Annotated in this window: 18 protein-coding genes; 4 read left to right on the forward strand and 14 right to left on the reverse strand. The window is 67.4% G+C overall.

Going from position 1 to position 20,805, the window contains the following annotated elements; all coding sequences use genetic code 11:
• Nucleotides 1-19: 19 nt before the first annotated feature.
• Together I3F58_RS03880 and I3F58_RS03885 are read right to left on the reverse strand one after the other, a co-directional pair.
• A complete protein-coding gene (locus tag I3F58_RS03880) occupies nt 20-811 on the reverse strand; it encodes a hypothetical protein (RefSeq protein WP_240106894.1) in 792 nt (263 codons plus the stop codon).
• Between the two features lie 187 nt (nt 812-998).
• The gene (locus I3F58_RS03885) at nt 999-2,516 is read right to left on the reverse strand and encodes a DUF2252 domain-containing protein (RefSeq protein WP_240106895.1); all 1,518 of its coding nucleotides are present in this window, start codon (nt 2,514-2,516) and stop codon (nt 999-1,001) included.
• Between the two features lie 437 nt (nt 2,517-2,953).
• Here I3F58_RS03885 and I3F58_RS03890 point away from each other — a divergent pair, with 437 nt between their 5' ends.
• Nucleotides 2,954-3,349: a RidA family protein gene (locus tag I3F58_RS03890; protein ID WP_240106746.1), complete on the forward strand. Its 396-nt coding sequence runs from the start codon at nt 2,954-2,956 to the stop codon at nt 3,347-3,349.
• Between the two features lie 379 nt (nt 3,350-3,728).
• Here the strand turns inward: I3F58_RS03890 and I3F58_RS03895 are convergent, their stop codons facing one another.
• Entirely contained in the window at nt 3,729-4,298 is a 570-nt protein-coding gene (locus I3F58_RS03895) for a CGNR zinc finger domain-containing protein (protein ID WP_240106747.1), read from the reverse strand.
• A gap of 92 nt (nt 4,299-4,390) precedes the next feature.
• Between I3F58_RS03895 and I3F58_RS03900 the strand changes: the two genes are divergently transcribed.
• A complete protein-coding gene (locus I3F58_RS03900) occupies nt 4,391-5,626 on the forward strand; it encodes an MFS transporter (RefSeq protein ID WP_240106748.1) in 1,236 nt (411 codons plus the stop codon).
• A gap of 42 nt (nt 5,627-5,668) precedes the next feature.
• Here the strand turns inward: I3F58_RS03900 and I3F58_RS03905 are convergent, their stop codons facing one another.
• The 11 genes from I3F58_RS03905 to I3F58_RS03955 form a co-directional block, all read right to left on the reverse strand.
• Nucleotides 5,669-6,991: an acetyl-CoA carboxylase biotin carboxylase subunit family protein gene (locus I3F58_RS03905; RefSeq protein WP_240106749.1), complete on the reverse strand. Its 1,323-nt coding sequence runs from the start codon at nt 6,989-6,991 to the stop codon at nt 5,669-5,671.
• Nucleotides 6,988-8,262 (reverse strand): MFS transporter, encoded by a 1,275-nt coding sequence (locus I3F58_RS03910; protein ID WP_240106750.1) that lies wholly within the window; start codon nt 8,260-8,262, stop codon nt 6,988-6,990. Before I3F58_RS03910 ends, I3F58_RS03905 begins: the two co-directional genes overlap by 4 nt.
• An 87-nt stretch (nt 8,263-8,349) precedes the next feature.
• The gene (locus I3F58_RS03915) at nt 8,350-9,555 is read right to left on the reverse strand and encodes an ATP-grasp domain-containing protein (RefSeq protein WP_240106751.1); all 1,206 of its coding nucleotides are present in this window, start codon (nt 9,553-9,555) and stop codon (nt 8,350-8,352) included.
• A 39-nt stretch (nt 9,556-9,594) separates the two neighbouring features.
• The gene (locus I3F58_RS03920; RefSeq protein WP_240106752.1) at nt 9,595-10,278 is read right to left on the reverse strand and encodes an MOSC domain-containing protein; all 684 of its coding nucleotides are present in this window, start codon (nt 10,276-10,278) and stop codon (nt 9,595-9,597) included.
• Nucleotides 10,275-11,771, reverse strand: coding sequence for an FAD-dependent oxidoreductase (locus I3F58_RS03925; protein ID WP_240106753.1), 1,497 nt, complete (start codon nt 11,769-11,771; stop codon nt 10,275-10,277). Before I3F58_RS03925 ends, I3F58_RS03920 begins: the two co-directional genes overlap by 4 nt.
• Before the next feature lie 41 nt (nt 11,772-11,812).
• Nucleotides 11,813-13,030, reverse strand: coding sequence for an ATP-grasp domain-containing protein (locus tag I3F58_RS03930; RefSeq protein WP_240106754.1), 1,218 nt, complete (start codon nt 13,028-13,030; stop codon nt 11,813-11,815).
• Nucleotides 13,027-14,055, reverse strand: a complete 1,029-nt coding sequence (locus tag I3F58_RS03935) for an NAD-dependent epimerase/dehydratase family protein (RefSeq protein WP_240106755.1) — start codon at nt 14,053-14,055, stop codon at nt 13,027-13,029. Before I3F58_RS03935 ends, I3F58_RS03930 begins: the two co-directional genes overlap by 4 nt.
• Nucleotides 14,055-15,182 (reverse strand): saccharopine dehydrogenase NADP-binding domain-containing protein, encoded by a 1,128-nt coding sequence (locus I3F58_RS03940; protein WP_240106756.1) that lies wholly within the window; start codon nt 15,180-15,182, stop codon nt 14,055-14,057. Before I3F58_RS03940 ends, I3F58_RS03935 begins: the two co-directional genes overlap by 1 nt.
• Nucleotides 15,183-15,241: 59 nt before the next feature.
• Complete coding sequence (locus I3F58_RS03945) at nt 15,242-16,429, reverse strand: ATP-grasp domain-containing protein (protein ID WP_240106757.1); 1,188 nt, start codon at nt 16,427-16,429, stop codon at nt 15,242-15,244.
• Nucleotides 16,426-17,418 (reverse strand): 2,3-diaminopropionate biosynthesis protein SbnA, encoded by a 993-nt coding sequence (gene sbnA, locus I3F58_RS03950; protein WP_240106758.1) that lies wholly within the window; start codon nt 17,416-17,418, stop codon nt 16,426-16,428. Before sbnA ends, I3F58_RS03945 begins: the two co-directional genes overlap by 4 nt.
• A gap of 61 nt (nt 17,419-17,479) precedes the next feature.
• Nucleotides 17,480-18,700, reverse strand: a complete 1,221-nt coding sequence (locus tag I3F58_RS03955) for an ATP-grasp domain-containing protein (protein WP_240106759.1) — start codon at nt 18,698-18,700, stop codon at nt 17,480-17,482.
• 422 nt (nt 18,701-19,122) lie between these two features.
• Here I3F58_RS03955 and I3F58_RS03960 point away from each other — a divergent pair, with 422 nt between their 5' ends.
• A complete protein-coding gene (locus tag I3F58_RS03960; protein ID WP_240106760.1) occupies nt 19,123-19,971 on the forward strand; it encodes a class II fructose-bisphosphate aldolase in 849 nt (282 codons plus the stop codon).
• Nucleotides 19,956-20,786, forward strand: coding sequence for an HAD-IA family hydrolase (locus I3F58_RS03965; protein WP_240106761.1), 831 nt, complete (start codon nt 19,956-19,958; stop codon nt 20,784-20,786). The genes I3F58_RS03960 and I3F58_RS03965 overlap by 16 nt, the downstream gene beginning before the upstream one ends.
• Nucleotides 20,787-20,805 lie beyond the last annotated feature (19 nt).

Genomic DNA, 20,805 nt, shown 5'->3' on the forward strand with positions numbered 1-20,805 from the left:
CCCAGGGTTCCATGCTGCCTCAGGATGCCTGGAGCCCCGCCAGCTCCGCCTCGCGCTCCGACACCTGGGCCCGCAGCTGCTCGGCAACCTCGTCGAGCAGACGGTCCGGGTCCCCGGGCGCCAGCCTCAGCATCGACCCGATCGCGCTCTCCTCCAGCTCCCGGGCGAGTTCCGCCAGCAACTCCTTGCGCCGAGCCAGCCACTCCAGGCGGGCATAGAGCTCCTCGCTCGCGCTCACCTCCGGCACGACGGGCGCGGGGCCCGCGGCCCACTCCTCCGCCAGCTCGCGCAGCAGCGCCTCGTCCCCGCGCGCGTAGGCGGCGTTGACCCGGGTGATGAACTCGTCGCGCCGCGTGCGCTCCGCATCCTCCCGGGCCAGGTCCGGATGTGCCTTGCGGACCAGCTCGCGGTAGAGCCTGCGTGCCTCGTCGCCCGGCCGGACCCGCTTGGGCGCCTGCACGGACTGCTCGTTGAGCATCGCCGCGGCCTCCGGGGAGAGACCGTCGGAGTCGATCCACTCGTGGAACAGGTCGTCGACACCGGGCATCGGCATCACCATCGCCCGCAGCTCCTGAGCCTTGCGCAGGTCCTCCGGGTCGCCGGTCCGGGCGGCCCGCGCCTCTGCGATCAGCGCGTCCAGCTCCTCCAGACGCGCGTACACGGGGCCGAGCCGCTGGTGGTGCAGTCGCGAGAAGTTCTCCACCTCCACACGGAAGGTCTCCACGGCGATCTCGAACTCGATCAGCGCCTGCTCCGCCGCCCGCACCGCCCGCGCCAGCCGCGCCTCAGGCGCCTCGCCGCCGGGAGGCACCTCGGCGTCCGCCGGAGCCTCAGGCTCCCGGTCCGCCGCGTTCGCGGTCTCCGGGGCCACCTCAGGGCTCTGAGGGCTCACCGGACTCTCGGCGTTCTCGGCCGTCTCGGCGCCGTTCACGTCGTCGCTCGGGGTCGTCACCCGACCAGACTACGGGCGCCGGGCCCCCGCCCGTCACACCCGCCCGTCACACTCCCGTCTCGGCCGCGACACGCCCGCTCCGCACGGCGGCGGCCAGGTCCGCGTGGTCGGCCTCGGTACGGTCGGCATAGGCGACGGCGAACCGCGCGACAGCGGCGTCGAGTTCATCGTTCTTGCCGCAGTACGCCGCTATGAGCCGCGGGTCCGCGCTGTGCGCGTGCGCCCGCGCCAGGAGGGCGCCCGTCATCCGTCCGTAGTCGTCCATCTGGTCGGCGGACAGCGCCGCCGGATCCACGCTGCCCTTCCGGTTCCGGAACTGCCGCACCTGGTAGTCGCGGCCGTCCATGCTCGTCCAGCCGAGCAGACTGTCGCTGACGATCTGCATCCGCTTCTGCCCGAGGACGACCCGCCGCCCCTCGTGCCCGGCCCCGGAGGCCCCGGCGTCCGAGGTCCCGTCCCCCGCCAGGTGGTGCCCGGCGAACCCCGCCGCCGGCAGGTACGGCAGCAGCGCGGAGGGCCGCGCCTCCTTCACCTGGAGCACCAGTGGCTCGCCCCGGTGGTCCAGCAGCAGCACCACGTACGACCGGGTGCCCACGCTCCCCGTACCGACCACGCGGAACGCCACATCGTGGATCGCGTACCGGGCCAGCAGCGGGCGCCGGTCCGGCGGCAGCGTCTCCAGGTACGGGCCCAGCGAGGCCGCGACCGCCGCCGCCTCCCCGTCCGGCACCCGCCGCAGCACGGGCGGCGCGTCCACGAACCGCCGCACATGGTCGTCGCAGGCCTCCGTCGACTTGGCAGCGAACCGGGCGCTCGTGTTCCGCCGCGCCTTCTCCGACACCCGCTCCAGCGTGCCCAGCAGGTCCCGGGCGTCCGTGTGCGAGACCAGTTCCTCGTCGGCGATGGCGTTCCAGGCGTCCAGGACCGGCATCCTGGCCAGCAGCCGCATGGTCCGCCGGTACGCGCCTACCGCGTCGTACGCGGCCGCCCGGCACACGTCCTCGGACGCCCCGGTCTCACGCCCGGCCAGCACCAGGGACGCGGCCAGCCGCTTGACGTCCCACTCCCAGGGACCGACCACGGTCTCGTCGAAGTCGTTCAGGTCGATGACCAGCCGCCCACGCTGGTCGCCGTACAGCCCGAAGTTCGCCGCGTGCGCGTCGCCGCAGATCTGCGTGCCCACCCCGGTCACCGGGGTCACCGCCAGGTCGTGCCCCATCAGCGCCGCCGCCCCGCGCAGGAACGAGAACGGCGTCGCCGCCATCCGCCCCACCCGTATAGGCGCCAGTTCCGGAACCCGCCCCCGGCTGGACTCCTCCACCGCCCGCACCGCGTCCGGCCGCCCCGCGGCCGTCACCAGTGCGTCGTGCGACGCCCGGGGCACCCGCTCCCGCAGCGCCTTGCCGCGCGCCTTCGGCCCGTCGCTCCCGCCCTCCGCGTACGCCCCGGCCCACCGCCGCGCGAACCCGGGCACCACGGGAATCCGCCCGCCCGCAGGCACCGCACCGTCAACGCCACCGTCGCCCGCCCGCTGCGCGGGCACCGCCACCCGGATCTCGTCCATGAGCCCCCCGTTCACGTACTCACATCACGCTCTCGCCACAACTGCCCCGACCGTACCCGGCCTCCGGAAGCCCGTCGGTCTCTGTGGACAACCCGCCTGTGGACAACGCGAAACGGGCCCCGCCCGGACTTTCGTCCTGGCGAGACCCGTTTCGTCTCGTGGGGCACCGACGGAACTGGCTGGTCAGGGTCTATGTGAGTACCGACGAAGATCGTTTCCCGCGCTGTCGGTTCGACTTTCCCACGATCCAGGCCAGAGGCTGGGGCAGGGATGGTGGGGTCACGTGAGCTCCGCCGTCACCGTTTGTGCCACTGCCCACGAAGACAGGAGCAATGTCTTCCCACAGCTCATCCCTGCACGGCCTGCTGGGCTTCCGCCGCTGGCCAACTCTTCAACCCATCTCGGCGTTGTCGGTCCCTCTGGCCTACCATGGCCGCATGAGTGAGCTGACCAGGATCTCTGCCCTCGACGGCGTCGTCCCTGCCAAGCAGTTCAGCCACGTGGTGGCGGCCACCGGCCGCTTCGTTGCCGTGGCCGGCCAGCTCGCTCTGGACGAGAGCGGGAAGCTCGTCGGCGAGGGCGACCCCGAGGCACAGGCCCGCCAGGTGTTCGAGAACCTCAGACGTTGCCTGGCCGCCGCCGGGGCAACCTTCGACGACGTTGTCAAGCTCACCTATTTCGTCACGGACATGTCGCACATGGCGGCCATTCGCGCCGCCCGATCCGAGTTCATATCCGATCAGCGCCCGGCGTCGACAGCGGTCCAGGTCGCTGCACTGGCAGGGCCGGAGTTCCTCATGGAGATCGACGCGTTCGCGGTGGTGGGCGAATAAGACAATGGACGCCGAGCGATAACAGGCTTGGTTCCCGCATTGGGGTGGCTCCGTGGTGAACCTAGCCGCCTCACGGGGAGAATCGGGCCTCGGCTGGGCGGACACAGTGGCCATCCCGGTACGGTGAGCTACACACCGCCGACCGAGTTACACGCGACCTACGTTGACCCGCCCATTTCGGCAGTGAGATCGCGGCAGGCCTTGATATCCGAGGTGGTCACTTGGCGCTCACGCTGCGTCGGACAATACCGTCCGACGAGCTGCTGTGATACGCATTCCTTCCGCAGCATGCTGCACCTGCAGTCAGGCACAGCTGCCAGCCACTAGGACGATGAGATCGACTAGGGACCGTGCAAGCGGACGGCGCCCGAACCGACCTTCAGCCAGCTGATCGCGATCGACGAGTCCCGCGCGCCCGGTACGCGGCGGCCTTGACACGGTTCTGGCAAGTGACCGAGCAGAATTGGCGACCGGAATTGCGCGAACTGTCAACGAATACCCGGTCGCACCTCGGAGCAGCACAGACACCCAGCCGACCCGCCAGATCACTTCCCGCAGCAAGGGCGAGCGCGGTAGCACATCCCGCACTCCACCCTACGGCGAGAGAGTCGTCATGGCCGTGGAAGTGCAGCTGCCAAGGCTCCCCAGGAACTCGGTCCAACTGCGGGCGTGCGCCCGTGGCACGCAACAACGCATTGACGATCTCAGCGGCGTCGTCAATGCGACCTTCCTCCACGGCCTCGAACACCCCCCTCATCTGCTGGGCAACCCGGGCGAGAAAGGCTGCCTGCGGATTGTCGAGGTCCTCCGGGTTGGTCGTGGGAGGCAGCGCTCGTCCCACTGCCACGGGCAGATCGTCGCCCACGGGCGCGACGTATGGCTTGCCGCGACGGGCGCCATCCGTCAGCTCGTTCACCAGTGATTCCGCCACCGTGAGCAGCGTCGCCACGTGACTGTCGAACATCACTTGACCAGTCACCCCCTCCGGGCCTAGCTTCCGTCACTGACATTAACTCATTCACCAGTCACGGATGGAGTCCCATGCGGACCCGCGCCCAACAGCCGCTGCCTCGCGAAGTACGCCTGCTCATCGCCGCGCGCGCGGTGAACCGCCTCGGCGCGTTCTCGCTGCCGTTCCTCACCGTATCGCTCACCACGCGCTTCGACGCAAGCGTTGCCACCGCGGGCTTCATCTCGGCGGCGTTCGGCCTCGCCAGCATCCCTTCCCGCCTGATCGGTGGATACCTGGCCGACCGCGTAGGGCGTCGTCGAACGATCACTGTGGGGTTGATCGCGTGCGCCGCGGCGCAGTTGGGAATCGCGGCCTCGGACAGCCTGCCTGTCGTCGCGATGTTCGCCATCCTGCTGGGGCTCGCATTCGAGGTGTACGAACCACCGAGCCAGGCGATGATCGCCGATACCGTAGCCGCCACCCGCGAACGGGTGCGCGCCTACAGCATGCTGAACGCGGCTCTGGCCGTAGCGGGCATGGCAGCCGGCCTGCTCGCGGCGGCACTGGGGCAGTGGGACCTGCGCTGGCTGTTCGTCGTCGATGCCGTGACGTGCCTGGTCTGCGCGGTCACCATGCACCTCACACTGCCCTCGGACCATCCGGTACCGAGCGGGGGCGTGACTGAAAATCACCGAGCGGACAGCCCCTGGCGCGATCCGTCCCTCAGGGTCATGTTCGCCTGCGGGACGCTCCTCGCGCTCGTCTACCTCCAGGTCATGATCGCGTTGCCGCTGTCACTGGTGGATCGCGGCCTCGAAGCGGGTGACGCCGGTCTGCTGTCCACCGCATCGGCCCTCACCATAATGGCGGGCCCGCCCCTGCTGCGCTTCACCCGTCTGTCCACGCTTCCCGCGTCTCGGGCACTGGCGTTGGGCTACGGCCTCATGGCCCTCGGTCTGCTTGGCTATGCACAGGCGCATACACTCGCCGCCCATCTCGTCGCCACGCTCGTGTGGAGTCTCGGCGATCTGCTGCTCGTCGGGCGGATCTACGCCATCGTGGCGGATCTGGCTCCTCCCCACCTCTCCGGCCGCTACATGGCGATGTACGGGCTCACCTGGGGGATCGCCGGCGTCGCAGCACCCATCACCGGTACACAGCTGCTGCACCTGGCAGGACCCGCCACATTGTGGACGGCCATGGCCGCCGTATGCCTCGTCCTCGCGGTCCTCCAGCCGGCGATCGTACGTACCGTCACAGCTCGCATCGATCGGTCTCGCGAGGCTACGACAGCCGACGGCACACGCACCGGTCCGGAGCAGTGAGGCCGGGACGTGCCCGTCCCACCGGATTCCCCGACGAGGGAGTTACTCCTCCTGCCTTCGGTACATGGCCAGAAGCTCGTTGGTGTACCCCAGGGCAGGCTGCATGGCCCGAAGTTCCCGGACCCTGAGACCAGGCGGCACGACCGTGACGCGGCTGTCGAACCAGGACAACACCTCCTCCGTCCGCCGGTGGAACTCCTCCACTGTCGAGGTCCTGAGCATGACCTGGCCGACGCGGGTCGTGGTGTCGGAGATGGACGCGGGCAAGGTCGCTCCCACGGAGTAGGTGAGCACCGCGTACTCCACATCGGGAAGGCTCATGACCTCCTCGCATGAGGGCACCCTGAAGAGGACGCCAGGCGGCGCCTTGATGTACGTGCTGCCGACAATGCCGGGGCTCTCCGTGACGCTGACGTCCGGCCGCTCACCCCGTGCAAGAGAGAGAGCCGCGTCACCGAGATCGACACCGAACTTGCACTCGACCTGCTCGTGTACGAGGGCACCTCCCCGGCGCGCGGCGCACTCGCTGAAGAAGACTTCACCGTTGTCGTGGAACAACTCCATGTGAAACACGCCGTCGGTCAGGCCCAGTGCCGCGACGGCCGCCTGGATTACAGGATCGGCCAGCTTGTAGGTCCACGACTCTGTCCCCGGGTCGAATCGCCGTATCTCCAGTGGCGCCTGTACCTCCACGGCGCGAAGACAAGGCTGTGCGTATTCCGCGACAGAGTAGAAAATCACCTCGCCGTCGTGCACCACCCCGTCGACCAGCCACTCGTCTCCCTCCTGGAACTCCTCGATGACGAACGTCCGGGCGGAGCGGCTCTGGGAACGGAAGTCCCGGACTGCGTTCCGCAGATCGGCCACGCTGCTCAGGGTGGCGGTCTGGCGCGTCGCGGCACCCATGACGGGCTTGATGACACAGCGCTCGAAAGGAAGGGCCGAGGGTATGTCGTCATAAAGGTCCTGCACCACTACGGACCGCGCCGCGGGAATTCCCTGGTGTCGGACCACTTCCTTCTGCACGAATTTGTCGCGGAAGCGTACCGCCACCTCCGGGGCAGGGCCGGAACATCCGAGGACCCGCGCAAGGGCGGCCGCGTTGACCAGAGCGAATTCATTGGTCGTCGACACCGACGTGAACTGCTCACCGGACAGGCCGGCTCTGGTAAGTGCCGACAGCACCGCTTCGGGGCTGCGCTCGTCTTCGGTGAAGACCGTGGTCACATTCGCAGACAGACGGGGAATCCCGCTGTCGCGCCAGTTCGGCCCATAGACGAGAACGGCAGGAGCGTCCCGTCGCTCACACGCGCGCAGCACGTAGCGATCGACTCCCAGGAGCAGAGGGCGCCCGGAGGTGGTCATGACTTCACTCCTTCCACTGACATGTCCGCCGACATCACGGGCGCATGACTCGCGGACTGTTCGCTGGGCCGCCGTCCTCCCGCGAGGATCCGCGGCGAGACCCAACCGGTGACCAGGAAGATCGCTGCGAGCATCAGCCAGCCGGGAGTTCCGAGCCCGAAGCAGAGGACGGCCAGAAGAGCAGGGCCGGCAGTGAGGGCGAGTCCCTGTCCGATCCAGAAGACGCCGGCGTATTCCGCCTGCGACTCGTCCGTGGACATCCCGTAGTACACCTCTTGCGAGGCGGCGGCGTGCAACGCCTCACCGATGCTGTGCACCAGGACGGAGAGCCCGAGGACAATGGTCGCCATGAGCGGGGAAAGCAGGGGCGCGATGACGATCAGCACAACATTGAGGGTGAAGATTACTCCGCTGTGCTTCATTGCTTTTCCGGCGAGCGGGAGGGACTGGATGCCTCTGCTGATCCGGCTCTGAAGAAGGACGATGAGAACGGTGTTGAGCAGGACGTACCCGGAGGCGAGCCATGGCGGAGAACCGATCACTTCGACGGCCCAGAGCGGCATCGCGAACGTGAGCATCGGGTATTGCAGCGCGATAATTCCGTTGAGCACGGTGCCGCGAAGGAACTGACGATCGCGGAACGCGACCCACTTACGCGTGGTCGGCCGAGCCTCCACCACACCGCCCGCCGACCTGACCGCCAGAAGCACGAAGGCGGAACAGACCACGAAGGAAGCAGCGTTGATCAGGTAGATCACCTGGAAGGCGAACAGGGTGTCGACCTTGAGTGCCGCGATGGCGCCGGCGGCGCCCAGCGCCATGCCGAGGTTGTTAACCACTCGATTTCGCGTCCGGAACCATCGGAGGTGGCCGTTCGACATCTGACGCACCAACGCGGGCCGCGCGACAGCGCTCGCACCGGATGTGATGCCGGTTGCCGTGGCGACCACTGTGAAGGTCAGCATGTCGCGGACCTGGGCGAATGCCACCATCGCACCGGCGTAAGCGACGCAGGAGACGATGTAGAGCAACTTCGCGCCCATGCGGTCGCAGATATACCCGAAGTGGGCCATCATGACCAGCGCGATCGCGGAGCCGATGGTGAAGCCGAGTCCGGCCTCATACTCACTGAGTTCCGCATAACGAACCAGGTAGATGGGAGCACTGGCCACGTACAGACCGCTTCCCGTCGCGTTGATCAGGAGCGCGAAGAGCAGTATCTGCTGCGGCCGAGTAGCTCGATAGGTATCACCGGCGGGTGCCTTCTTCACTCCACTACCACCTGCCACCCCTTTTCTCGAGCCGGGCACCAATGATCTCAAGGCCTGAAATTCCATTCTCTGATCTCCTGGGCTTGCCTACTCGACGATGAATTCCAGGCCACGGTTCAACACTTCTATCTCGCTGGCCAGAACGGCACCATCTGGACACTCCAATGCGAAATATCCGGCACGTTGCCATGAATTGGAAAAGTCGGGCACCTGCTGTCCGCTCTGCAGATTTACCTCGTAGTCGAAAACGTACGGTGAATTCCTCAGAGCCTCTTCCCCGCGCAGTTCGACGAACTTTCCTGCGGGCGGCCGGAAGAACTGCACGGCCGTCACCGATCTCAGGTTGGTCCGCAAGGCAGGCCGCTGGCCCGCCAGAACGTCGACGAAGGCTTCGTAGAGGTCGACACCCTGGCTGCGCCTGATCAGTTCGGGGATGAGATCCCCCGGGGGCCGGGCCGCGCATTCGACGAGGTGCGGCACACCGTCGCTGATACGCCATTCCGAATGGAAGACGCCAGACACCACGTCCATCGCGGTAAGCAGCCGGTGCACCTTGTCCAGGATCAGCCGCCGCTGCCGGTCGTCCACTGGGGCCGGGGTGACGTGTCCGATCTCGGTGAAGTACCGACCGCCCACGGTCCGCTTGGCCGTGATGTTCTCAAAGAGCACCTCGCCCCGAAAGACGACACTCTCGACGGAGATCTCCGGACCGTCGATGTACTCCTCGCACTGGTATCTCCAGGCCAGCTCTCTGCCCACCGTGCGGAAACCCTCACCGGCGGTCGTCATCTCTCGCCAGGCGGACTTGATCTCGTCGATCGTGTCGACGCGTATGACGCCGACCGAGGCGCGGCGGTTGGAAGGCTTCAGAACGATCGGCCGACCCTCGAAGAAGGCCTTCGCGTCGTCGACGGAAGCCGCCTCGGCATACCTCGGTTGCGCGACTCCGGCCGCACGCGCGACCTGCCGGAGCAACAGCTTGTCGGTGCAGGCACGAGTGGCGCCGTCGCCCGGTTCGCCGAGCCCCCACTCCCTTGCCAGACCGTAAGCGGGACGCACGGCGTATTCCATGCCCGGCAGCACCACGTCGAAGGGGGCATCGGCGTGCCAGGCCCGCGCCACCTGCGCGGCCTCATCACATTGCTGATAGGCGCCGACCCGCACCTCCTTGATCCAGGGAGCCTTGAAGGCGGTGGGGTTCGCTTCGATGATCTCCGCTTCTTCCAGAACGCAGAGTTCGAGGTCGGGCCTCTTGCTGACCATGTGGCGAAAGCCACCGTTGAGCCCGATCATGAGTACACGCATACGGTTCCTCGCACACGGCAGGGACAATTACTCGTTCTCGGCGCTGGGCTTCCGGTCGGGAAGGCGCAGCAGCTTGCCTGTCTGCAGGCGTTCCTCGGCCATCGCACGCCAGCGTGTGGCGAGAGCGGGAGCAGCCCGGAGGCGGGGCAACAGCTCCCGGTCGCCGTAGTAGGCGGTGATCGCCTCGGCCAGCGTCAGGCTCTCGGCGGGTCGGTCGACCAGGTGGATCGCGTCGGTCGCCGAGATCGATCCCTGTTCCAGAACGCGCAGATACGCTCCCGGCCGGGCGGCGTGGGCGAACCGCTTCATCCACTGCTCCTCGCCTATCCAGCCGGCGAACATCCGGCACGGGATACGCGGTGACGTGATCTGCAGCAGAGTGCTGCCGATGCGCCAGCACTCGCCGATCACCGCGGCATTGACGTCGAAGCCGACCGTCGTAAGGTTCTCCCCGAACGCGCCGTCAGGGCGCGCTGTGCCCAGGTGATCGGCCCACCACACGTGGTCCTCGGCGGCGTAGGCGTACACGGCCTGGTCGCGCCCGCCGTGATGCACCTGATCCGCCTGTTCATCACCGGCCAGCCCGCCCCGGGTCACCGCCACGGGCCCGGACACGGGGCGTTTGTCGATGCCGGTGGTGGCCCGCGGTCCTTCGAATGCGGGTGCTTTCGCGCGGCCGATGCTGACCGACCGCACCTGTCCCAGGATCACACGTGCCTCCCGGTACCGACCGGTTCGACGTACGCGCCGGGGTCAGCGGGGACACCGTGGCGGGCCCGCAACTCCGTTGCTCTCTCCACAACTTCCACGCGGCTCGGCACGTCGGTCATGTAGATCTGGATCGATTCCGGCTTCGTCCCGGCCGCACCGTCGGCATACCGTCGCGCCAGTGACGCGGGGGTTTCCAGGAGTTGGCTGTAGCGGCGCTTCTGCCACCACTCCTGCTCGTCGGCCGACGGCAGTTGGAAGGCGATGAAGGCGGGCAGCCGGTCGGGCACCGGGATGGTCGGCGGGACGCGCTCGCCGGCCAGGAGCGCGGACCATCGCCGTGCTCGGGTGTCGGTGTGCGCCACCGTGTCCTCGTACCAGTCGAGCAGCCAGGGAGTGAGCCGTGCCAGGAACGCCTCGCGTGCGGCGCGGACGTCGTCGCGGTGCTCGGCAATCGCCTGGGCGAGCCACACGGAGCCGACCGCCGCGACGGACGCCCCGAAGCCGCGGCTCGGATCCGTGGTGGCCAGGGCGTCCCCCACCGCGAAGAAGCCGTCCGGCGCGTTCTCGGAGAGCCGACGTACCGTGTTGCGCATGTTCGACATGACCCGTGGCGGGGAGATCGGCAACGACCTTCCCGCGTCGAACCAGGGGCCGGTCTTCGGTATGGACTCCATGAGCCCTTCGAAGACGCGCGTGTCACGGGCGGACAGCAGCTCCCGGTCACGCGGCGAACAGGCCAGCACGCCAGAGAACGTGCGGTTGTCGTGGACATTGATCACGGTGTGGTAGCCGTCGCCGATGACGCCCGCGCCGCTGACCCGGGAGAGAGGACCGGGGTCGGCTCCGTCGGCGAGCCGGTACATACGAGTGATGTAGGCCAGCTCACCCTGATTGTCGCCCACCGTTTCGTACCAGGAGGCCCACGGGGAAGCCCGCCGACCGGAGGCATCGATCACCACGTCGGCGTCGACGTCGTGCCCGGTGACCCCTACACCCTGCACCCTCCCCCGGGCAACAAGGATCTCGTCCACCGCGGCGCCCGCGTGCAGCGCGACGCCCGGTTCCCGGGTCAGCCGCCGGCGCAGTACCTGCTCGACCGTGCTGCGCCGGGCCATCAGTACCGCGACGTCCGCACCAGCCTCAGGAGTGAAACCGTGGTCCGCGGCCATTTTCGCGAAGTCGCCCCGCTCGGCACCTGCGGTGAGCAACTGCGAAAGGACATCCGGCAGTTCGTCGCGCAGCACCGAGTGGAACGCGCCGAGGAACCCATGTGTCTGGTGCAGATGCGGCACCCCGGCGCGCGGCCAGTCGCCCGCCGCGGACGGGGTGTCCGGCACCGTCGATCCGTCCCGTTCGAGGACCGTCACCCGGATGCCTCTGCGGGCGAGGCAGAACGCGGTCAGCATGCCGCCCACGCCCGCACCGATGACAACGGCGTGCTCCGCTCGCGTGCGATCGAGCCCGTGTGTCGGCATGTTGTATGTGTGGGGCACCGGTCAGCACCTCCCCGTGAGTCGTGGATGGGCCGTGTGTGTCACTCGAAGGACAGCGAGGCGTGGAAGGCCCGCGCGGCGTCGACGGCGGTCTCGGCATCGTCGTGACGGGTGATGACCCAGCCCAGGCGGGAGGTGTTCGTCGCCTGGACCCCGTCCGGGCCGATGTCCTGGATGCCGAAGTCCAGAACGGCCTCGTCCTGGCTCTCCGGCCTTCCGATCCGCCGCACCACACCGTCCGCGGGCGGGGTGAGATAGCGGATGACGGAGTAGGGGGCGCCGTCCCAAGGACGGTCGGGCAGCGTCACCGGGCGTCCCATCCAGAGCTGCTGGTAGAGGTCGACCACGTCGAGCCCCGTCGTCGCCTCGATGAGCAGCCGAATGTCGCCCCCGCCGAGTCGGGGGTTGATCTCCATGAGGGCCGGACGGCCTTCATCGTCGATCTTGAACTCGACGTGTGCGGCCGTCCCGCGGTGCCCGGTGGCGTCCAGCCACTCCAGCACGGTCTCCTCTGCCAACTTCGCGGTGTCGGGGTCCAGGCGGGCGGGGAAGACGTGCGCGAGCTCCTTGCACTTCGGCGGCCGACTGAGCAGCGTCTCGGCGAATCCGAGGAGCCGCCAGGCCTGCGCCTGGTCGTCCCACAGCAGTTCGGCGCTGTACTCCGCACCCTCCACGTACTCCTCAACGAGCACGGCGTCGAGGCAGCGGTATCCCCGTCCGTGTGTGCTGTGGTCGATCGCCGATCCCGTCGCCGCCTTGAACTCCTCGTCCGTACGGCAGACCCGCACCCCGGAGCTGGCACTGTCGTCGACCGGCTTGACCACGCACGGGTAGCCGAGGGGAGAACCGGTCACGGTCCCGTCCACGGGCACCAGGGTGTGCTGGACGTCCCGGCCGATACCGGCGGTGGCCTTCCGGGTCAGGTCCTTGTACCGGCAGTTCAGGATGCCCACCGGGTCCGGGCCCGGCAGGCCGAGGCTCTGCGCGACCAGCGCGGTCTGGAGGAGGCGGTAGTCGTCGTAGGCGATGACGGCGCGGGGCTGCAGGGCGCAGACCAGGCGCATGAGCTGGGACGTGTCGTAGGTGTCCACGCACTCGACCGTGTCCACGAGCCGGGTCGGGTCCGGGTCGAGGCGGCTGTATTCCTGGGGGTCGCGGCAGACCAGGCCGGTCGTCAGCCCCTGCTCCTGGGCCCGACGGATGCCGTGGGTGCCGTAACCGGTGAGATTGACTTCTATGTACAGCAGATCGGTACTCATCCGGCTGCTTCCCCTCTTCCAGCTTCTCGTGCCCGCCATGCGGCAACCAGGCGCCGTTCCTTGGCGGGGTCCATGCCGATCTTCGGCTTGCCGCGGAACTCCGGGGTGCGGCGCAGCCACTCCCACGTGTCGGCGACCGTCTCCGCCAGCGGCCTGCACGTCAGTCCCTCAGCGAACGCCGCGGCGCTCGACACGGACCAGGCATGCCGCCAGTCGGCCCTCGCGGGCGCCCACAAAGGCAGTTCCGTCCAGGGGGCGACCCCCTGCTCCAGCAGGAAGTCCTCGTCCATCCGCATCAGGTCCTCGCCGCTCTGCGCGCCGGTCACCTCGGTGCACAGGGCGAGCCACTCGGCGAATGTCGCCTGGCCCAGCGGCGCCGTCGCCAGCAGGTCGCCGTCGGCCGGCCGTTCGGCCCTGCTGACGAGGAACTCCGCGAGATCCCGTACGTCGATGAGCTGGATCTCGCGGTCACCGGTGCCCGGAGCGGGCGCGCCGCCGGCCGCGACGCGGCGCAGCCACCAGGGCAGCCGACCCACGTTTTCGCCGGGGCCCACGATGATGCCTGGGCTGACCACGCAGACGGTGCCGACGAAGTGTTCCCGCACAGCGCGTTCACAGCCGGCCTTGTACGGCCCGTACGTGCCGTCCGGCTCGTCGGCGTCCGAGGCGCAGTCCCACCGCGGTGAACGTTCGTCGATGGGGTGGGCCGGCCAGTCCTGGAAGGCGCTCACTGAGGACACGAACACGTAGTGGTCCGCGTGCGAGGACAGCACCGCGGCGCCGGTGGAGACCGAGCGGGGGACGAATCCGCAGGTGTCGACGATGGCGTCCCAGCGCCGGCCGGCCACGAGTCGTTCGAGGTCACCCGGCTCGTCCCGATCGCCCCGCACCGTCTCCACGCCCTCGACGTCGGTGCCCGAGCGGCCACGGTTGAAGGTGGTAACCTTGTGCCCGCGGCGCAGTGCCGCCTCGGCTACGGCCTGGCCCAGGAAGACCGAGCCGCCCAGGATGAGAATCCTGCTCATTAGCCGAGGCTCTTCTTGAACGCACTGTACCTGGCGGCCAGTTCCTGTGCGCAGGCCTCGGAATCCTCCAGCTTCATCTCCCGGACGTCGTAGCCGAGCATGCTCTTCACGATGTCCATGTGCGGGTCGCTGTAGCGGACGCTGCCGTCCTCGCGGATCTCCGCGATCCCGTCGTGCCACAGCGCCTGCTTGTTGATGTCGACCGCCTGCTCCAGCGAGAGACCGTCGGGCAGCCGGACGTCCACACCCTTGGCCGATACGGCGACCGGGTAACCGCCGATCAGTGCGGCAGGGCCGGGAGCATGGACCAGGCGCGGCTCCGCGGAGGCCAGCGCTTCGATCACCGTAACCGCGGACGCGGAGGTGAGGACGGCACCGCGCATGCCGCCCAGCCGCCGGTAGCGCGACGCGACCGCCTCCAACAGCTCCGCGACGTCGACCCGGTGGGTGACGTCCTCGCCGTTCTGCAGCACGCCGATGCGGTACGGCGCGCCTCCCGGCTCTCCGGTGCGAGGCACGCGGTGGCTGACGAACACCTCCATGACCACGCGCAGATCGACCTGCTCCACGGAGGTGCCGAGCTGGTCCGCGGCCGCGTACCGCAAGGCGGGCACGATGTTCGCGACGTTGCCGATGCCGATCGTCGGAGCGAGGCCCACCTTGTCGAGGATCGTATGGGTGGCGTCGGGAAGCGCGGCGTTGACAACCGCCGTGTCGATGCCACTGGCCTTCACCGCCTGCATCACCTTGTGGATCAGGGTGAGCTGCATGGGCAGCCACGGTCCGATCTCCGCCTCGTCGAGCCGGGTCAGCAGATCCTTCGGTAGTTCGTTGATGACCCACCACGCCTGCAGGCTGACGGTGCTGAAAATGATGTCTGGGCGCAGTTCGGCGAGGGTCTCGGCGGTCCGGTCGATGTCGTGGACATCGATGACCGCGTGGTCCAGCCGGGGGGTGTGGCCGAGCTGGGTTGCGACCATGCGCGAGAGGTTGACCTGACGGATCAGATGTTCCTCGTTCCGTCCGGCAAGCGTGATCCGGGGGCTGTCAGGCCGGCGTGCCAGCAGATCAAGCGTGTGCGCACCGACGTTGCCCGGGCCAATGATGAGCAGATGGGCGTCCCTCATCTGGGGCTCCTCAGGGTAGATCGAAAAGTGATGATGTGGTCCCGTCGCCGGGACGGATGTCAGCGGGTGACCAGTCGGATCGCGGAGACGGCGCGTTCGAGTCGGGTGTCGACCTCGTCCTGGTCGCGGCCTTCACAGACCACGAAGCCCACGCGATCCAGGTTGTTCTCCCAGGCCCGGATCACCTTGCCCTCCGCGAGTTCCAGGCCGACCTCGACGACACCCTCGTGCTTCTCCGCGTCAGGGACACCGACGACCTCGGCGACCTCTCCGAGCGGTCCGGAGAAGAAGCGGACGCCCGCCGCCCCGACGCCCGGCACCGTGTCCGGCAGCGGGCGGCCGCAGACTGCCCGGACGGCAAGCTCGTACTGATCGAGACCCGACACGAGTTCGGTGATCAGCGGTATCCGTCCGCCCCCCGGCCGGGTGTGCGTCTCCACGACCGTGACGCCATCGGCGCCCAGGACCACCTCGGTGTGCGCAGGGCCCACGGTCAGTCCTATGGCGTCCAGGCAATCGGTCACCGTCGCAGCGACCACGCGTGCCTCACCGGGTGCCAGTGGGGCCGGAGCGTGGTGGGCGTATTCCACGAAGTGCGGTGCGCCTGTGGTGACTTTGCGGGTGATGCCCAGCACGACATGCCGGCCGCCCTGGCTGACCGTCTCGACGGACAGCTCCCGTCCGACCGCGTACCGCTCCCACATCAAGGGCTCGTTGGTGGTCAGCAGCGCCGCACGCAATTCGCGAGCAGTGGTCACCAGGTGGACTCCCACGCCCGCCACCCCCGAGACAGGTTTGACGATCAACGGGTATGCGGTGGTGTCGACGTCGCTGACGTGCTTGAGCGGTCCGAACGGCAGGTGATGCCCGGCCCGCGTCAACAGCTGCCGCATCAGCAGTTTGTCCCGGGATCCGCGCACCGCGGCGACCGGAACACCACCCACCGACCAGTGTTGCGCCAGCTCCGCAGCCGGGAGCTGACCCAGCTCGGTGAACGAGATGACAGCACGAACACCGGCCGGCCTGGGGAGTTCGCGTACGGCGAGGGGGGCGGTGCGGTAAGGCACTCGGTGCACGGCCAGGGACTGCTCGACCGCGGGCGTCTCGTCCTCGTCCGGGTCGCACACAAGAACGTACGGCATGCCGAGAGCAGCAATCGCCCGGCCACCGAGCGGACTTGCGCCGATCAGGACGACACAGCCCTCCTCACGGGCGTCTGCGGTGCCGCCGGGCGGCAGGCCTGTCATGAGGCCGTCCTCGCGCCGACCAGGGAGTCCGTGCCCTCGATGCATGCCTCCGGCGGCAGAGGCTCGGAGGCCGCCGCGTCGTAGACCAGGTCGATGTACCGGTCTCCTCGGTCAGGGAAGAGTGTGACGACGGAGGATGTGGGGGGTATCGACGGGACGATTTTCTGAATGGCGGCGATGACCGATCCGGAGGATCCCCCGGCGAAAATCGCCTCCTTGGACAGCAGATCGTGGCAGGCCTCGATCGATTCACGGTCCGTCACTTCGACAACACGGTCGATCAGAGCCTTGTCCAGCAATTCAGGTACCCGGCTCGAACCGATTCCGGGAAGTCGGCGCGGCCCCGGAGGGTTGCCAAACACGATCGACCCGACGGCGTCGACAGCGACCACCTGAAGCCCTTCCGAACGCTCCTTGAGTCGACGCGCCAGTCCGTTCAGCGTCCCGGTGGTGCTCACCGCTACCACCAGATAGTCCGGGGAGCGCGGCAGATCCCTGACTATCTCCTCCGCAGTGCCGCGGTAATGAGCCTCGGGTCCCAGGGAATTGGCGTACTGGTTGATCCAGACCGCCGAACGATCGGCAGCCAATATTTTTTTGACTCGCGCGATACGTGCCGGTAGGTACCCACCCTCGGCGGCCTCTTCGACCATCTCGACCTGGGCACCATAACTTTTTAGAATCCCTAAATTACTCGCCGTAATATGAGGATCAACCACCAAAGTGAGGCGTAGGCCATGAATTCTGGACATCATGGCCAGCGCGACACCGAAATTTCCGGAGGTGCTCTCGACGATATGCGCTCCGGGATGAAGAAGACCCTCGCGTACACCGGTTTCGATGATGTGCCGAGCGGTGCGATCCTTGACACTTCCCGCAGGGTTGAGCAGCTCAAGCTTGGCGAATACCTGCGGCCCTGTCGGGAATAGGCGCCTCAGGTGGACCATCGGGGTACAGCCGATACAGTCCACAATGGAGTCGTGCAGCAAGAATCCCCCTCAGATGCTTCCTTGCCGGTCCGATTTTCCTCGATTCAGCATTCGCCCCGCGTCAGGCGTACTGAACCTCTACCGAGGCGAGGTAAGATTCGGCGATCGCCAGTGAGGTGTCGAATTCATCGGCCCAGGAGATGGCGTAACCGAGGCGATCGTCGTTGTCTACCACTCCTCTGATCTGCATGCGTTCCGAGGTGAAGGTGCTGCGGACGATTCCGGCAGGCAGTTCGGACGGCGGCGTCACGGACGTGACTAGTCCAGTGCGTCGGGGTGTCAGATAGAAACTGGTGGCGTATCCACCGCGGGCGTCAGGAGACGGGTCGCGGGCCGGGAGCCCCAGATAGAGACGCGTGTACAGGTCGATGGAGTCCTGGCCGATGGTGAGCCGCATAAGCTCCCTGATCTGGTCGCCGCCAAGTCGCGGGTTGATCTCGATCATCGCCGGCACACCATTCACGATCTTGAACTCGACGTGCGCAGCTCCCCGGCGGTGCCCCACCGCATCAAGCCAACTGACGACGACCCGCGCGACGCTCTCGTCGTCCTCAGCCGTCTCGAAGTGGTATGGGAACATGGCCCCGAGCTCCACCCGGTAGGGAAGTTCAGCCATCAGCTTCTTGGTGAACCCGAGGATTCGCCAGCCGTCGGTATGGTCGTCCCACATGAGCTCGGCGGTGAACTCTGGCCCGTCGACGAACTCTTCCACTAGGGCGTACGGCACGCAGCGGTAGCTGCGGAGGTTCACCGGGTGGGCGGCGATGGCGCGCAGAGCCGCGTGGTAGTCGTCGTCGGATGAGCAGACCCGAACCCCGGTGCTGCCACTGTCGTCCACGGGTTTCACTACGCACGGGTATCCGACAGGGGATGCGCCGCCCGGCTTGTCCAGCGGCACCCGGGCGGCCGCCACAGAGTGCCCGATGCCCTTGGTCAGGCTGCGGGCCCGGTCCTTGAAGTGGCAGTTGAGCAATCCGTCGACTGAGGCGTGTGGCAGGCCGAGGCGCTCGGCTATCAGCGCAGCCTGCACCAGCCGGTAGTCGTCGAACGCGATCACCGCATCCGGCTGATGGTCGGTGAAGAAGTGCATGAGCTTCACCACGTCGTAGGTGTCGACCACGCTGTGGGTGTCGGCGATGGCAACCGGGTTCGGAGCGACCTTCACGTACTCCGAAGGGTCACGGGTGACGAAGTGGGCCCGATAGCCCTTCTCCTTGGTAAGCCGTACACCTTCGGGCCCATAGCCCGTCATGTTGCTCTCAATAAAGAAGGCAGTCTTCACCCGAAATCCCCCAATTTCGTGCATTTATGCTCGCTAACATCATGGCGCGCCCATCAGGGCTCGAGCGTCAACTACACCCTGGAGCACCCAAGGAAGAACCAAGAGATGGTCAAGAAATCTCCGTTACACCCTCGAGACCACCGCGCGTTCCGGCTGGCCATGAGCCTAGGGCGGGTACCCAACCCCCGTGGCTTTCAATGAACTTGGTGGAGTCAATCGGCCACAAGCTAACACCTTGATCACACTTGGAGAGGTGCGCTTGCATGTGATGATCATCACAACGGAGACGGTTGGATCCAAGTCCGCTCGCAGTGCAGGCTCATGGTTTGCCGCAGCTGCATGGAGCGGGATGTGCCGACTTTATTTCCGACTTCTCCGCACATTCCTGCATCGGCTTCGACACTTAGGGGGATTCACGTCGCATGTCTAGATTAGCGCTGGGTTCCGTTTTGCGTTCGGCAAGATCGGGCGGGTATGCGGTACCGGCTTGTAACGTTTTTGACGCCGTAGGCATGGATGCGGTCCTCGCCGCCGGCGAGCGTCTCTCGTCGCCTGTGATCGTTCAGATCTCGACGCGGACCCTGCGCGCCTGGGGCCCGCGACGGATACGGCAACTCTTCGTGGGACTCGTGTCGCAGCGGCACGTCTCGGCACTACTCCACCTAGATCACTGTGCCGATCCGGACCTGGTGACCGCCTGTATGGAGGAGGGGTGGGACTCCGCCCTGTTCGACGCGTCTTCCATGGATTTCGAGACGGCCGTACGGCTGACGCGCGACCTGGTGGTGCGCGGAGCCGAACGCGGCTTCGACATCGAGGGTGAGATCGACCGGATCGGGTCCGTGCACGAGGTCGGCCCACCGCAGGTCAGGGTGGCTGTCGACCGCTCGGTGACGTTCGTCGGTCAGACCGGCGTCACGTGCTTCAGCCCGGCTGCGGGTACATTGCACGGCCTGTCCGAGGCGCCCGTGGTCCTTGACCTCGACGGCCTCGCCGCTCTATCGGAGAACGTCGGCCTTCCTCTGGTCCTGCATGGCGGCAGCGGGCTCGATGCCCCGACGCTGAAGAAAGCCGTCACCTGCGGCATCGCGAAGGTCAACGTGTCCAGCATGGTGAAGTCCGCCTTCCGCGGTGCGCTCAGTCCCGGTCCCAGCTCGGCGGCCGTGGAACCCATCGACCTGCTCCAGAACTTCTCCGCCCGGACGGAAGCGGTGGTCGCCGGTTTCGTGGAAGCACTCGGCAGTAGGGGGCGGTCGTGCGACGTGCACTGATCCTGGACTGCGACGGCGTCCTCGTCGACGCCGAGCAGACCGGCCATCTGCGAGCCTTCAACGAGATGTGGCGCCGCCTGGGTGTCCCCTGGCAGTGGACCGCGGAGCAGTACGCCGCCAAACTGGCCATCTCAGGGGGAAAGGAGCGGCTTGCCAGTCTGTGGCAGGACGCTTCGTTCCGGGCCGCGGTTGACGTACCGTCGGGCGAGCGCGAGATTCAGACGTTGATCCGTACCTGGCACAAACTCAAGACGGATCTGTACGTGGCCATGGTGGAACACGGCGAGATCAGGGTGCGAGCCGGTGTTCGTCGGCTCGCACGCGAGGCCGTCGAGTCGGGATGGGCCCTGGCCGTCGCCTCGTCGGGCTCCTCTCGCTCGGTCACGGCCGTGGTCCGTCATGCCCTCGGCGACCAGCTCGCCGCCCAGGCGACGATTGTGAGCGGAGACAACGTCAGGTCGAAGAAGCCGGCTCCCGACGTCTACGTCCGCGCGGCATCGCTCGTCGGGGTCGCCTTCTCCGGATGCCTGGTGATCGAGGACAACGTCGCCGGGCTGACCGCGGCGCTCCGGGCACGGATGACCTGCGTCGTCACCCCCACACGATGTCCCACCGCTTCCGACTTCACCGGAGCCGCGGCCGTACTGAGCTCCCTGGGCTCCAGTGCCGACGGCCCCATGCGGGTGCTCGCGAACGAGGCGCGGCTCAGTCTGGACGGCGAGTTTCGACTGTCCGCCGTGGACCACCTGCTCCTCTCCCCTCCCGCCGTCGCATCCGAACCCGGCAGGCGCACGAGCACGGCTGGTGTCGCATGACCGTCGCCATGAGGTGCGC

It is taken from the genome of Streptomyces sp. MUM 203J (assembly GCF_022414595.1).
GTDB lineage: Bacteria > Actinomycetota > Actinomycetes > Streptomycetales > Streptomycetaceae > Streptomyces.